The 14,780-nt window shown below is 69.8% G+C and carries 11 protein-coding genes and 1 pseudogene; 11 read left to right on the top strand and 1 reads right to left on the bottom strand.

All coding sequences use genetic code 11. The annotated features are described in order from the left end of the window. Positions 1-106: 106 nt before the first annotated feature. From MKW14_RS14955 to MKW14_RS14905, 10 genes are all read left to right on the top strand, one after another. A complete protein-coding gene (locus tag MKW14_RS14955) occupies positions 107-1,039 on the top strand; it encodes a carbohydrate ABC transporter permease (protein WP_240863031.1) in 933 nt (310 codons plus the stop codon). After that, on the top strand, positions 1,036-1,920 hold the full coding sequence (locus MKW14_RS14950) for a carbohydrate ABC transporter permease (protein WP_374116570.1): 885 nt from the start codon (positions 1,036-1,038) through the stop codon (positions 1,918-1,920). Before MKW14_RS14955 ends, MKW14_RS14950 begins: the two co-directional genes overlap by 4 nt. Positions 1,921-1,972: 52 nt before the next feature. Next, the gene (locus MKW14_RS14945) at positions 1,973-3,115 is read left to right on the top strand and encodes a Gfo/Idh/MocA family protein (RefSeq protein WP_240863030.1); all 1,143 of its coding nucleotides are present in this window, start codon (positions 1,973-1,975) and stop codon (positions 3,113-3,115) included. Continuing rightward, entirely contained in the window at positions 3,112-3,957 is an 846-nt protein-coding gene (locus tag MKW14_RS14940) for a DUF6807 domain-containing protein (RefSeq protein ID WP_240863029.1), read from the top strand. Before MKW14_RS14945 ends, MKW14_RS14940 begins: the two co-directional genes overlap by 4 nt. After that, positions 3,954-5,456: a glycoside hydrolase family 43 protein gene (locus tag MKW14_RS14935; RefSeq protein WP_240863028.1), complete on the top strand. Its 1,503-nt coding sequence runs from the start codon at positions 3,954-3,956 to the stop codon at positions 5,454-5,456. The genes MKW14_RS14940 and MKW14_RS14935 overlap by 4 nt, the downstream gene beginning before the upstream one ends. Before the next feature lie 122 nt (positions 5,457-5,578). After that, positions 5,579-6,919, top strand: coding sequence for an ABC transporter substrate-binding protein (locus MKW14_RS14930; protein WP_240863027.1), 1,341 nt, complete (start codon positions 5,579-5,581; stop codon positions 6,917-6,919). A 117-nt stretch (positions 6,920-7,036) separates the two neighbouring features. Beyond that, positions 7,037-7,810, top strand: coding sequence for a rhamnogalacturonan acetylesterase (locus MKW14_RS14925; protein ID WP_240863026.1), 774 nt, complete (start codon positions 7,037-7,039; stop codon positions 7,808-7,810). Positions 7,811-7,823: 13 nt separating this feature from the next. Beyond that, on the top strand, positions 7,824-9,137 hold the full coding sequence (locus MKW14_RS14920) for a pectate lyase family protein (RefSeq protein WP_374116569.1): 1,314 nt from the start codon (positions 7,824-7,826) through the stop codon (positions 9,135-9,137). A gap of 72 nt (positions 9,138-9,209) precedes the next feature. Next, positions 9,210-10,319, top strand: coding sequence for a pectinesterase family protein (locus MKW14_RS14915; RefSeq protein WP_240863024.1), 1,110 nt, complete (start codon positions 9,210-9,212; stop codon positions 10,317-10,319). A gap of 208 nt (positions 10,320-10,527) precedes the next feature. Next, the gene (locus MKW14_RS14905; protein WP_240863023.1) at positions 10,528-11,325 is read left to right on the top strand and encodes an HAD family acid phosphatase; all 798 of its coding nucleotides are present in this window, start codon (positions 10,528-10,530) and stop codon (positions 11,323-11,325) included. Here MKW14_RS14905 and MKW14_RS14900 read toward each other — a convergent pair. Then, positions 11,318-13,441 (bottom strand): annotated as a pseudogene (locus MKW14_RS14900) (glycoside hydrolase family 43 protein); the annotation flags it as partial. The gene MKW14_RS14905 and the pseudogene MKW14_RS14900 sit on opposite strands and share 8 nt — an antisense overlap. A 142-nt stretch (positions 13,442-13,583) precedes the next feature. Between MKW14_RS14900 and MKW14_RS14895 the strand changes: the two are divergent. After that, a complete protein-coding gene (locus MKW14_RS14895; protein ID WP_240863021.1) occupies positions 13,584-14,738 on the top strand; it encodes a right-handed parallel beta-helix repeat-containing protein in 1,155 nt (384 codons plus the stop codon). Positions 14,739-14,780: the final 42 nt, after the last annotated feature.

Raw genomic sequence — 14,780 nt, 5'->3', positions numbered from 1 at the left:
GAGGCACCCCCAACCGCGAACAGGGGACAGACCTCCGCATATCGAGAAAGCGCTTCCTACGCCCCACCGCAAGAACAGAACCCGCACCGAGAACGGAGCCCCTGTCATGGCCCAAGCCGCAGCCGTGGCGAAACCGCCCGCGCCACCCCGGCGGCGCCGTGCCTCCGCCACTCCGCGCAGGCTCCCGTACCTGCTGATCGCTCCGGCCGCCCTGCTGATGCTGGGCTTCATCGCCTACCCGGTCCTCAGCGTCTTCTACTACAGCCTGCAGAACTACAACCCCACCAAGCCCTGGCGGAACGGCTACGCGGGCTTCGACAACTTCGTCCAGATCTTCACCAAGGACACCCAGTTCTGGGACACGCTGACCTTCAGCGCCAAGTGGGTCGTCGTCGAGGTCGGCCTGCAGCTGCTGTTCGGTCTCGCGCTCGCGCTGATCGTCAACCAGACCTTCGTCGGGCGGGCGCTCGGCCGCGCGCTGGTCTTCTCCCCGTGGGCCGTCTCCGGCGTGCTGACCTCCGCGATCTGGGTGCTGCTCTACAACTCCCAGACGGGCATCACCCGTTACCTCGCGGACGCCGGCATCGGCTCGTACGGCACCAGCTGGCTCTCCGACACCTCGACCGTCTTCCCGGCGGCCGTCGTCGCCGACCTCTGGCGAGGCGTCCCCTTCTTCGCGATCCTCATCCTCGCCGACCTCCAGTCCGTCTCCAAGGACCTCTACGAGGCCGCCGAGGTCGACGGCGCCAGCCGGCTCAAGCAGTTCTGGCACATCACCCTGCCCCATCTGAAGGACGCCATCGTCCTGTCGACGCTGCTGCGCGCGGTGTGGGAGTTCAACAACGTCGACCTGCTCTACACGCTCACCGGCGGCGGGCCGGCGGGCGAGACGACCACCCTCCCGCTCTACATCGCCAACACCAGCGTGGACGCCCACAACTTCGGCTACGCGTCGGCCCTGACCACGGTCGCGTTCGTGATCCTGCTCTTCTGCTCGATCGTCTATCTGCGGCTGAGCAAGTTCGGAGGTGAGAAGTGATCACCGAGATCGCGCCCGCGCCCGAGCGCGTGGAGACCCGGCCGACGCGTCCCCGTGGCAGGCGCCGCGCCTGGGACGAGGTCCCCCGCCGGCACATCTACCTGCCCCTGTCGATCTACCTGCTCTTCACGCTGATCCCCTTCTACTGGATCCTGCTCTTCGCCCTCCGCCCGGCCGGCTCGACCTCCCTCGTGCCCTGGCCCATGACCTTCGACCACTTCAACAAGGTCTGGAACGAGCGGGCGTTCGGCACCTACTTCCAGAACAGCGTCCTCGTCGGCATCGCGACCCTCGTGATGACCACGCTGGTCGCCCTGGCCGGCGGCTACGCGCTCGCGCGGTTCGACTTCCGGATCAAGAAGGCCTTCATGCTGGCCCTGCTCTGCACGCAGTTCGTGCCGGGGGCCCTGCTGCTGGTCCCGCTCTTCGAGATCTTCGCCAACCTGCGGATGATCAACTCCCTCGGCAGCGTCATCATCGCCGAGACCGTCTTCCAGCTGCCGCTGTCGATGATCCTCATCAGCGGCTTCATCCGGAACGTGCCCTACTCCCTGGAGGAGGCCGCCTGGGTCGACGGCTGCAACCGCTTCACCGCGTTCCGGATCGTCGTCCTGCCACTGTTGCGGCCCGGGTTGATCGCCGTCGGCTCCTTCGCCTTCGTGCACGCCTGGAACCACTTCCTGTTCGCCCTGATGTTCCTCTCCGACCAGAGCAAGCAGACCATCCCGGTCGGCCTCAACACCCTGATGAGCGCGGACAGCGTCGACCTCGGCGCGCTCGCCGCCGGGGGCATCATCGCGGCGGTGCCCGTGGTGATCGTCTTCGCGTTCATCCAGAAGTGGCTGATCACGGGATTCAGCGCCGGGGCGGTGAAGGGATGACGACCCGTCCGACGCCCGCCCGACACGCTCCGACCGGCGCGGGGAGGATCCCATGAGCACGGACATCGTCCTGGTGGGCGCACGCGGTCACGGCCGCTGGCACCTGGACAACATCCGCCGGCTCCAGGACAAGGGGATCGTCCGGCTCGCGGGCATCTGCGAGCTGACCCCGCTGGCCCCGGACGAGATCCCCGACGGCCTCGGCACGCCCGAGCAGTCGCCGGACCTCGCCGCCCTCCTGGACGCGACCGGTGCCCGGATCGCGGTGATCTGCACCCCCATCCCCACCCACACCGACCTGGCGCTGACGGCCGCGCGCAGGGGCGTGCACCTGCTCCTGGAGAAGCCGCCCGCGCCTTCCTACGCCGAGTTCCGGCGGATGGCGGACGGGATCGCCGGGGCCGGGGTCGTGTGCCAGATCGGGTTCCAGTCGCTGGGCTCGCACGCCGTGCCGGCGATCCGCGAGATGGTCGCCGAGGGGAGGATCGGCGAACTGGTCGGGGTCGGCGGCGCCGGGGCGTGGGCACGGGCGGAGGCGTACTACCGGCGGGCCCCCTGGGCCGGCAGGCGGCGCCTGGACGGCGTGGACGTCGTCGACGGCGTGCTGACCAATCCCCTCGCCCACGTGGTCGCCACCGCCCTCGCCCTGAACGGCTCCTCCCGCGCCGAGGACGTCACCGACATCGAGCTCGAACTGCTGCGCGCCAACGACATCGAGTCCGACGACACCTCCTGCGTCCGGATCAGCACGGCCCAGGGCCGCCAGGTCACCGTCGCCGCCACCCTGTGCGCCGAGCACCCCGACGAGCCGTACGTCCTGTTGCACGGCACCAGCGGCCGCATCACCTTCTGGTACAAGCAGGACCGCGTCCTGCTCCAGCGTGCCGACCACGGCCCCGAGGAGTACGAGTACGGCCGCACCGACCTGCTGCAGAACCTGGTCGACCATATCGGCGACGGTGCCGAGCCGCTGGTCACGCCCGAGGCGACGGGCGCCTTCATGCGGGTCGTCGAAGCGATTCGGCAGTCGCCCGACCCGGTCCCGCTGCCGCCGGAGGCCTGGCGCCGGGTCCCCGACGAGGACCGCAGGGCCGTGACCGGCGTCGACGGCCTGGTCGCCGCCTGCGCCGACACCCTCGCCCTCTACTCCGAACTCGGCGCCGCCTGGGCCCCGGTGAAAGAGGTGAGCAGATGACGACCAACGACTCCCCGGTCCTGCGCGTGGCGGGCCGCCCCGTCGGCCGGTACGTCACCCGGCCCGAACTGCCCGCCGGGCTCTCCCCGCGCCCGTATCTGCACCCCGTCACCACCCTGGCCGGCACGGCCGTCACGGAGCTGAGCCCGGCCGACCACACCCACCACCTCGGCGTCGGTGTCGCCGTTCCCGACGTCGAGGGGCACAACTTCTGGGGCGGGCGGACGTACGTCCGAGGCCGGGGGCCGACCGAGCTGGACAACCACGGCGCCCAGCGCCACACCTCCTTCCAGCTCCGCGACCCCGACGGCTTCGTGGAGGAACTGCGCTGGGTCGCCTCCGGCAGCGAACTGCTGCGTGAGCGCCGGACGGTGGCGTCCACCGAACTCACCGACTCCGCCTGGGCGTTGGACTTCACCTTCTCCCTCACCAACGTGACCTCCGGCCTGCTCTCCATCGGCAGCCCCGCCACCAACGGCCGCCCCGGCGCCGCGTACGGGGGCTTCTTCTGGCGCGCGCGCAAGGAGCGGGAGGCCCCGCACGTCTTCACCCCCGAGCGCGAGGGCGAGCCGGAGGTCCACGGCACCCGCGCCGACTGGCTGGCGCTCGCGGGCACCGGCTGGACGCTGGTCTTCGCCGGCGCCACGGACGCCACCCGCCGTGACCCGTGGTTCGTGCGCACCGCCGAATACCCGGGCGTGGGCTCGTCGTTGGCGTCCGAGGAGCGGCTGCCGATCGAGCCGGGGGCCACGGTCGTACGGCGGGTGGTGACCGTCGTCGCCGACGGCCGGCTCGGCCGGGGCGAGGCCGCCGCGCTGGTCCGCAAGGCGGTGAGCCAGTGACGACGTACACCAACCCGGTCCTGAACGCCGACTGGTCCGACCCCGACGTGGTCCGCGTCGGCGAGGACTTCTACCTCACCGCCTCCAGCTTCGGGCGGGTCCCGGGCCTGCCGCTGCTGCACTCGCGCGACCTGGTCAACTGGACGCTGGTCGGCCATGCGCTGCAACGCCTGGAGCCCGCCGCCGAGTTCGCGGCCCCCCGGCACGACTGCGGGGTCTGGGCGCCCTCGATCCGGCATCACGACGACCGCTTCTGGATCTTCTGGGGCGATCCCGACCAGGGTGTCTTCCAGGTCAACGCCCCCGAGATCCGCGGTCCTTGGACCCGCCCGCACCTGCTCAAGGCGGGCAAGGGCCTGATCGACCCCTGCCCGTTGTGGGACGAGGAGACCGGCGACGCCTACCTGGTGCACGCCTGGGCCAGGTCCCGCTCCGGCGTCAAGAACCGCCTCACCGGCCACCGGATGCGCCCCGACGCCACCGAACTCCTCGACGAGGGCAAGGTGATCGTCGACGGCGACCGGATCCCGGGCTGGTTCACCCTGGAGGGCCCCAAGCTTTACCGGCACGACGGCTGGTTCTGGATCCTCGCGCCCGCCGGGGGCGTCGAGACCGGCTGGCAGGGCGCCTTCCGCTCGCGCGGCTTCTTCGGGCCGTACGAGGAGAGGATCGTCCTCGAACAGCGGGACACCGACGTCAACGGACCGCACCAGGGCGGCTGGGTGCGCACCCCGTCCGGGGAGGACTGGTTCCTGCACTTCCAGCAGCGGGGCGCGTACGGCCGTGTCGTGCACCTCCAGCCGATGCGCTGGGGCACGGACGGCTGGCCGGTGCTGGGCGACGAGGGCGCCCCCGTGGCCGTACACCCGCTGCCCGGTCTGCCTCCGCAGCCGCCCGCCGCGCCCGCCACCGACGACGACTTCCCCGGCGGACGCTTCGGCCGGCAGTGGAGCTGGACCGCCAACCCCCGGGACGGCTGGGCGACCCACCACTCCGGTGACGGGCTCCGGCTGGCCTGCGTCCGCTCGGCCGACGCCCACGACCTGCGCAAACTCCCCAACATCCTCACCCAGCGGCTGCCCGGCACACCCTCGGCCGTCGAGGTGGAGCTGCGGCTGCACAGCGAGGAGGCGGGGGCGCGGGCCGGACTCGCGGTGCTCGGGGACGCGTACGGCTGGATCGGGCTGCAGCGGGGCGCCGACGGGACGGTCCATCTCGTGCACCGGTTCGCCGAGGAGGTCGCCGAGCACGAACGGGACGCCGATCACCCGCGGATCGCGCCCCAGGGGAGGGCGCGGCTGCGCATCGAGATCGGGGCCGGGGCGCGCTGCCGGTTCCTGTACGACACCGGGGAGGGGCCGCGTCCCTCGGGTCCCGTGTTCGCCGCCACCCCCTGGCGCTGGGTCGGCGCGCTGCTCGGCCTGTTCGCCCTCGCGCCGGCCGGCTCGGGACACGCCGGGGCGGCAACTTTCACGCACTTCAGGATCAGCCCTCTGTAGCCCACTCCCGCCCGCCTGTTGGAGGCCCGATGACGCACCTCCGTAGCAAGCGCTTACACGCCTTGAGGACGTCCCCCCACAACGTCACAACTCCGTTGGATCCAGAAGAAGAGAGCCGACCAATGAAGAGCAGCATCCGCAACCGCAGAAGCAGGGCCGCCATCGCCGTCGCCCTGGGCTCCGTGCTCGCGCTGACCGCCACCGCCTGCGGCGACGACGGCAGCGGCAGCGCGGGGGACAAGGGCAACGAGGGCTCCGGCAAGGGCGAGATCACCTTCTGGGACAACAACGGCGGTGTCCGCACCGACATCTGGAAGCAGATCATCGCCGACTTCGAGAAGAAGAACCCGAACATCAAGGTCAACTACGTCGGCATCCCCGCCGCCAGCGCCCAGTCCAAGTACGACACCGCCATCCAGGGCGGCGGTCTGCCCGACGTCGGCGGTGTGGGCACCGCGATGCTCGCCGAGGTCGCGGTGCAGGGCGCGCTGGAGCCGCTCGACAGCCGGCTGGCGAAGAGCTCGCTGAACGGCAAGCTGAGCCAGAAGCTGCTGGACAACAGCCGGGCCGCCGGTGGCGGCAAGGAGCTGTACCAGATCCCGACCTCCTCCAACAACGGCGTGCTGTGGTACCGCACCGACCTGTTCCAGAAGGCCGGGCTGGACGCGCCGACGACCTGGTCGAAGTTCTACGCGGCCGCTGACAAGCTCACCGACAAGGGCAAGAACCAGTTCGGGTTCACGATCCGGGGCGGCGAGGGGTCCATCGCGCCGGCCCTGGACGCGGCGTACAGCCAGAGCGGTGTCACCTCGTTCTGGAACGGCGACAAGACCACGGTCAACGACCCGAAGGTCGTGGCCGCGCTGGAGAAGTACGTCGGGCTGTACAAGAAGGACACGCCGTCCGCCGACGTCAACAACGACTTCACCAAGATGGTCGCGCAGTGGGACAGCGGCACGATCGGGATGCTGAGCCACAACCTCGGCTCGTACCAGGACCATCTGAAGGCGCTGGGGGCCGACAAGTTCCGGGGACTGCCGAACCCGACGCTGGACGACGGCAAGCGGGTGCAGATCTCCAATCCCGTCGACGGGATGAGTGTCTTCAAGTCCAGCAAGAACAAGGCGGCCGCGTGGAAGTTCGTGGAGTTCGCCGTCTCGCACGAGGAGAACTCGAAGTTCAACCAGTCGGCCGGGCAGATTCCGGCGAACACGGAGGCCGCGCAGGACGCGTGGATCCAGAAGGCCGAGCCCACGAAGCTGGCGGCTGAGGCGTTGAACGGCAGTGACACGACGATCGTGCAGTTGCCGTACTACCTGCCGGACTGGAACACGATCTCCAAGGCCGACAACGAGCCGAACTTCCAGAAGGTGCTGCTCGGGAAGATGACGGCGAAGGCGTTCCTGGACACGCTCGCCGATCAGTTGAACAAGGCTCAGGCGGACTGGAAGAAGAACCACTGAGCTCGGTGCGTTCGGTTGTGGGCGCGGCCGCTGTTCGTGGCTGGTCGCGCCCACGCGGCGGAGCCGCACATCGACACAGCCCCGCGCCCCCCAGAACAGTCGGAAAGGTGAACGGTCTTGTCACTTACCCGTAGGCAGGTCACCGCAGGCGCCTTGGCCGCCGTTCCTCTCGTCGGTCGCTCTCCCGAGAGGAAACGCACCCTCTACATCGCCGGTGATTCCACCGCCGCGCAGAAATACGCCGACGCCGCCCCGGAGACGGGGTGGGGCATGGCTCTTCCGTTCTTTCTTCGGAAGGGTCTTGTCGTCGCCAACCATGCCGTGAATGGGCGGAGTTCGAAGAGTTTCGTCGATGAGGGGCGGCTCGACGAGATCCTTTCCGTCATCCGGCCCGGAGATCTGCTGCTCGTGCAGTTCGCGCACAACGACGAGAAGAGCGACGACCCCACTCGCTACACCGAGCCCTGGACGACGTACCAGGACTATCTGCGGATGTATGTCGAGGGGGCTCGGAAGAAGGGGGCCCGGCCCGTTCTCGCCACCCCCGTCGAGCGGCGTCGGTTCGACGCCGGGGGGAACGCCGTGCCGACGCACGGGGAGTATCCGGCGGCGATGCGGGCGCTCGCGCGCGAGGAGCGGGTGGCGTTGCTCGACATCGAGGCGCTGTCGCTCGCGCTGTGGCAGGAACTCGGGGTCGAGGAGACGAAGAAGTACTTCAACTGGACCGACACCGAGCAGGACAACACGCACTTCAACCCGCCGGGGGCCATCGCCGTGGCCCGGCTCGTGGCGCGGGAGTCGCTGCGCACCCGGGTGCTGGCCCGGCACGACGTCGTCCGGCTGCACGAGGAGATACCCACCTCCTGGATCACTTGGCCAACCGCAAGCTGAGGAGAGCCGCACAGTGCGTACACCGAAATGTCATGGACGTGTCATAGCGTCGGTCGTGGGCTGCACCGCCCTGGTCCTCGGGGTCACCGGGACCGCCACCGCCCAGGCCCAGGGACGGGACCTCGGGCGGCAGACGCTCGCCGCCAAGGACGGCTGGGCCTCCTACGGGACCGGCACCACCGGCGGTTCGGCCGCCGACGCCGCGCACGTCTACACCGTCACCGACTGGGCCGGCTTCAAGGCCGCGCTCGCGGCCGGCGGCAGCACCCCGAAGATCATCAAGGTGAAGGGCACGATCGACGCCGACGGGCCGAGCTGCGCCTCGTTCGAGGCGCCCGGGTACGACTTCGCCACCTATCTGAAGATGTACGACCCGGCCGTCTGGGGCCGTGACAAGAACCTGGACGGCGAGCCCGACGACAGCCCCGAGGGTCTGCGCCGGGCCTCGCAGGCCAACCAGACCGCGTATGTCGAGGCCTTCGTCCCGGCCAACACCACGATCGTCGGCATCGGCAAGGACGCCGGCTTCAAGGGCGCCAGCCTGCAGATCAAGGGCGTCGACAACGTGATCATGCGCAATCTGCACCTGGAGAGCCCGCTCGACTGCTTCCCGCAGTGGGACCCCACCGACACCGCCGACGGCAACTGGAACTCCGAGTACGACAGCGCGGTGATCTACGGCTCCACGCACGTCTGGATGGACCACAACACCTTCACCGACGGCGACCACCCGGACAGCACGCTGCCGTACTACTACGGGCGCATCTACGAGCAGCACGACGGCGAACTCGACATCGTCAAGGGCGCCGACTACGTCACCGCCTCCTGGAACGTCTTCGAGGACCACGACAAGACGATCCTGATCGGCAACAGCGACAGCGCGTCGACGGCCGCCGTCGACCGGGGGCACCTCAAGGTCACCTTCCACCACAACCTGTTCGCCAACCTGGTGGAGCGGGCGCCGCGCGTGCGCTTCGGGCAGGTCGACTCGTACAACAACCACTTCGTCGCGGGCGACGGCTACGGCTACAGCTACGGCATCGGCATGGAGTCCCAACTCGTCGCCGAGCACAACGCGTTCACGCTGGCGGAGGGGGTGCGGGCCGGTTCGATCCTGAAGAAGTGGAAGGAGGCGCCGCTCACCGCCGACGACAACTACGTCAACGGGCAGCCGACCGACCTGATCGCCGTGCACAACGCCCAGGTGCCCGGCGAGATCCTCCAGTCGGGCGCGGGCTGGACGCCGACCCTGCGCACCAAGGTCGATCCGGCCAGGGCGATCCCGGCGATCGTCGACCACTGCGCGGGCGCGGGCGAGCTGCGCTGACGCACCGGGCCGGGGCGCCTCGGGGCGCCCCGGCCACCCCTCCCCAGAGCCGCACAGCGAAGGAGCACCCGCATGCCCTCGCCCCAACCACCCCTGTCCAGAAGGGGATTCCTCGCCGCCGGTGCCGGGGTCACCGCCACGCTCGGCCTCGCCGCCGCCCCCGCGCGAGCCGCCGAACGAGCGCGCCCTTTCGGCCGGTACGGTTCGCCGGGCCGCCGTCTCACCCCGGGGACCCTGTACGTCGACCCGCACGGCCGGGGCGACTTCACCTCCGTCCAGGCCGCCGTGACCGCCGCGAGCGGCAGCGGCCGGACCCTGGTCCTCGCCCCCGGCACCTACCGGGAGACGGTCCTCCTCGACACCACCCGCACCGAGGCCACCTGGATCGGCGCGTCCGAGGACCCCCGTGACGTCGTGATCGTCCACGACAACGCCAACGGCACCCCCAAGCCCGGCGGCGGCACCTACGGCACCTCCGGTTCGGCGACGACGACCGTACAGGCCGACGGGTTCACCGCCCGCTGGATCACCTTCGCCAACGACTGGCTGCGCGCCGACCACCCGGACATCACCGGCACCCAGGCGGTCGCCATCAAGGCGCAGGGCGACCGGAGTTCGTTCACCGACTGCCGCTTCCTCGGCCACCAGGACACCCTGTACGCCGACTCGATCGCGCTCGGCACCTTCGCCCGCCAGTACTTCGCGCACTGCTACGTCGAGGGAGACGTCGACTTCGTCTTCGGGCGGGCGACCGCGGTGTTCGAGCACTGCCACTTCCGCACCCTGAACCGCACCGACCTCGCCGCAGCTCCCTACGGCTTCGTCTTCGCGCCCTCCACGGCGGTCGCCAACCCGCGCGGCTACCTGGTGACCCGGAGCCGGGTGAGCAGTGAGGCCCCGGACGGCTTCTACAAGCTGGCCCGTCCCTGGGTGCCGGGCTCCGACACCACCGCCCGTCCGATGCTCACCGTCCGCGAGACCTGGCTCGGCCCCGGCATCGACGCGACGGCCCCCTACACCAACATGTCGGACACCTATCCCTGGCAGAACCAGCGGTTCGCCGAGTACCGGAACACCGGTCCGGGCGCCGTGATCTCCGTCCCCGCGAACCGGCCTCAGCTCACCGACTCCGAAGCCCGGTCGCACACCCCGGCGGCCTACCTCGGCGACTGGCGTCCCTGAGGCGCCGCCCCCGTCCCCCAGAACGACGAAAGGACCGCACTCCATATCTCGTCGTACCGCTCTCACCCACACCGTCGCTCTTGCGCTCGGCACCGGACTCGCCGTGCTCCCCGGCCAGGCGCAGGCCGCGACCGTCGTCGTCAGCAACTCGACCGCCACGAAGAACCGAACGTTGACGGAAGGTCGGTGACGCGCGTAGAAACCTGTCATGCATAAGACACTGCGTTTCGTGGCCGTCGCCGCCACCTGTGCGCTCGCCGGTGCCGCCCTCTACGGCGCCGGCGCGGCCACGGCCGGTCAGTCCACCGCGAACTCCACCCACGAGCCCTACAACATCGGGCTCCTGGTGAAGGACATCGACAGCTACTACGGCACCACGGCGGACGCCAACGGCGTGTACCAGGCGTCCCCGGCCAGCCCGTACGCCAAGGACCTGGCGCGCATCGACGCCGCGGCCCGCACGTACATCGACCGGGCGGCCCGCAAGGCGCACCACCGGGGCGAGAAGCCCGCCGTCGTCTTCGACATCGACGACACGCTGCTGCTCAGCCTCGACTACGAGAAGCGCTACAACTACACGTACAACTCGGCCACCTGGGCTGCGTACGTCAACAAGGCCGACCGCCCGGGTGTCTTCGGCAGCGCGGAACTCGTCCGGTACGCGGAGAAGAAGGGCGTCGAGGTCTTCTACAACTCGGGCCTGAGCGAGGCGCAGCGCACCGCCGCCGTGGAGAACCTGAAGAAGATCGGCGCCGACGTGAACCTCGACGCCGACCACATGTTCCTCAAGAACGCGGCCAACCCGCCGTCCTACCTGAGCTCCTGCGCCACCCCCGGCACCTGGACCTGCACGACCGTGCAGTACAAGTCCGGCACGCGCAAGCACATCGAGGACGACCTCGGGTACGAGATCGTCGCCAACTTCGGCGACCAGTACTCCGACCTCGACGGCGGCTACGCCGACCGCACGTACAAGCTGCCGAACCCGACGTACTTCGTCAGCTGAGGCCCTCCAGGGTGGGCACGACCGGCTGAAGGGTACCGTCCGGGGCGAACCACAGCCGATCGATCGCCGTCTCCCGGTGCATGCCGTCCCCGCCGGGCCTGCCGGGGCCGTTCAGGGCGAACCGGTGGTAGACGACGTACCACTCGTCGGCGCCGGGCGCCTTCACCACGGAGTGGTGGCCGGTGCCGAGGATGCCGTACTCGGGGCGCTTGGACAGGATCGTCCCCCGCTCGGTCCACGGGCCGAGCGGGGACGGTCCCGTCGCGTAGGCCACGTGGTAGTCCTCGCTGCGGGTGTCGTCCTCGGACCACATGAAGTAGTACGTGCCCTGGCGCTTGACGACGAAGGAGCCCTCGCGGAAGTCGCGCGGGGTGATCTCCTCGACCTTGGACGGGTCGAAGGAGGTCATGTCGTCGTTCAGCGGCACGACGTACGCGTGCATGTTGCCCCAGTAGAGGTACGACGTCCCGTCGTCGTCCGTGAAGACGGCCGGGTCGATCATCTGGCCGGCGAACTGCCCTTTCGCGATCAGGGGTTCGCCCAGCGCGTCCGTGAACGGGCCGGCCGGCGAGTCGGCCACCGCGACGCCGATCTGCTGCTCGGCGCAGAAGTAGAAGTAGTACCTGCCGTCGCGCCCGGCGATCGTGGGCGCCCACGCGTACGAGTCCGCCCAGGAGACGTCCCTCCCCAGGTCGAGAACGACCCCGTGGTCCTCCCAGTGGACCAGGTCCGGCGAGGAGTACGCCCGGAAACTCGTGCTGGCCCAGCCCGGGTGGCCGTCCGTCGTCGGGAAAATCCAGTACCGGCCGTCCAGATGGTGCGCGTCGGGGTCGGCGGTCAGGCCGGGCAGGACTGGGCCGCCGGTGCGGACGGCCTCGACGGTCCAGGTGCGGGTGGAGCCTCTCCCAGTGCCAAAAGCCTGGGAGGTACCCCCAGCGGCGGTCACGGTGTACGTCCGCGGGGTGCGGAAGTCGCGGGCCGTACCGGATGCGGGGGTCAGGGTCGCGCCCTCGGCCACCGCCAACTCCGGTGCGAGACGGGAGAGATCGGCGTCCGGCTGCACCGGCAGCACGACCTTCGAGGACGCCTCCGTCACGACGGCGTACGCCCGCTGACCCGCCGCCGTCACGTCCACCACCGACGCGGGAGTGGCGGGGTAGGCGGCCAGCAGCCGGTCGTACTCCTCGCGCGTCACCGGAAGGACCGTGCCGTGGCGGGGACTTGTGGGCAGCTGGTGGTCGGCGGACATGGTCCAGGTGCCGGAGTCGAGGTCGGTGGTCTCGAAGGGGACGTAACCGCGTCCGCCGTACTCGTCGATGAACAGGTACCACTTCTCCTCGGTGTTGGACCGGAAGACCGTCGGCCCCTCACCGTGCTCGATCGACCCGCCGCCGATGCGGTCGCCGAGGAAGTCGTACCTGGTCGCGGTCAGGCTTGTCGACTTCTCCGCGGTGATGAACTTCGAGCCGGGGGAGCCGGAGGACGGGTCGCGCTCGTCCTTGGTGAAGCGGTAGTAGGCGTCCCCGTGCCGGATCACCGTCGAGTCGATCACCGAGTGGCCCGGGTCGGACCAGATCCGGGGCGTGCCGAAGGTGTGGAAGTCCTTCGTGGTCGCGTACATCATGCGGTTGTGGGTGTCGGCCGTGTGGGCCGGATCGTCGTCGGCGTACAGCTTCGACGCCCAGAAGACGACGTACTCGCCGCGGGATTCGTCCCAACAGGCCTCCGGGGCCCAGACGTTGCCCGCGTTGTCCGGGGCGACCCGGACCAGGCGCCGGTCGGTCCAGTGGACCAGGTCGGTGGACTCCCAGACCATGACCGACGTGCTGCCGTGCCGCTGGACCTCGTCCCAGCTCCCGCCGCTGTCGCCGTACATGCGCAGGTCGGTCGCGATCAGATAGAACCTGTCGCCCTCGGGGGAGCGGATGACGAACGGATCGCGCAGTCCCTTCTCTCCGATGTCGGAGGTCAGAACGGGCCTGCCCTGGTTCAGCTCCCGCCAGTGCAGCGGGTCGTCGCCGCGGCTGAGGGCGTAGCGGATCTGTTCGCCGTCGGCGGTGTCCTCGCCGGTGAAGTAGACGAAGAGGTAGCCGGCGTACTTGGGGTGGTTCACAGGCAATCCTGTCGGAATGTGATTGTTTCTGTTGGGTGCGGTGTGGCTCCATGAGAGTTTCAAGGGATTTCCTGCTCCACGGCAACCTCTTTCGGCCATGGCGGCGACTGGAGCGCGTAGCTTCTCCCGAGGAAAGGAACGCCCCGTGCGACTGAGCACCGGACGCCACCGCAGGACGCGCACGCTCTCCATCGCCGCGGCGGTGGCGCTCTCCGCCGGGGCGGGCGGCGTGTACCTGGGCCTGTCGAACGGCGGCGCCCAGGCCGCGACGACGACCGTCACCGTGTCGACGACCGCGCAGCTGGAGTCGGCCGTGAGGAACGCGGCCGCCGGCACCGTCATCCAGGTGCGCGGAGGGACGTACTACCCGACGGCCACTCTCAAGTCGACAGCGAGCGGCACCAGTTCGAACCGGATCACCCTGCGTGCCTATGGCACCGAGAAGGTGCGGATCGACGGCTCCAAGCTGCCCGCCGGCTCCTGGCTGGCCGGGATCTACGGCAGCTACTGGACCGTCCAGAACCTCACCTTCCAGAACTCCCCGGCGCAGGGCTTCGTCGTCACCTCCTCCACCGGCGGAGTCTTCAAGAACCTCGTCACCGCGGACAACGGCGACTCGGGCTTCACCCTGCGCGGCGACGACACGGTGGACAACCTCGTGCAGAACCTGGACAGTCACGGCAACTACGACGCGGCCGGACACGGGCAGAACGCGGACGGGATCGCCGTCAAGTTCGGCTCCGGCACCGGCAACAGGGTCACCGGCGCCCGCCTCTACGACAACTCGGACGACGGGCTCGACCTGTGGCAGTTCTCCTCGCCGGTCACCGTCGAGCACAGCTGGGCCTTCGGCAACGGAAAGAACCGGTGGGACGACCCGGCGTTCCAGGGCAACGGCAACGGGTTCAAGCTCGGCGGCGGGGGCGTGGCGGTGGCGCACGTCGTCAACAACGACGCGGCCTGGGACAACACGCTGAACGGGTTCACCGAGAACTCCAACACCGGTGCCATCGCGCTGAACCGCAACACCGCCTACGCCAACGGGGAGGCGGGGTTCTTCTTCGCCACGGGCCGGGCCAGGCTCGCACGCAACCTGGCGGTGAGCGACCGGGGCGGTCTGGACAAGCTGAGCTCCCACACCGTCTCCGCCGCGAACAACTGGGACAGCGGCGTCAGCACGCCGGCCTTCAGGTCGACGGACGCGACGAGCGCGTACGGCGCGCGCAAGGCCGACGGCTCCCTGCCCGCGACCACCTTCCTCACCACGGGGTCCACGGCCATCGGCGCGAGCATGAACTGACCGGCCTGTGGAGACACGGACGCCCCGCCGGTCGTCGCCGGC

The organism is Streptomyces gilvus (assembly GCF_022513565.1).
Taxonomy (GTDB): domain Bacteria; phylum Actinomycetota; class Actinomycetes; order Streptomycetales; family Streptomycetaceae; genus Streptomyces; species Streptomyces gilvus.
The sequence above is the reverse complement of the archived record's forward strand: the minus strand, read 5'-3'. Positions and strand labels throughout refer to the sequence as shown.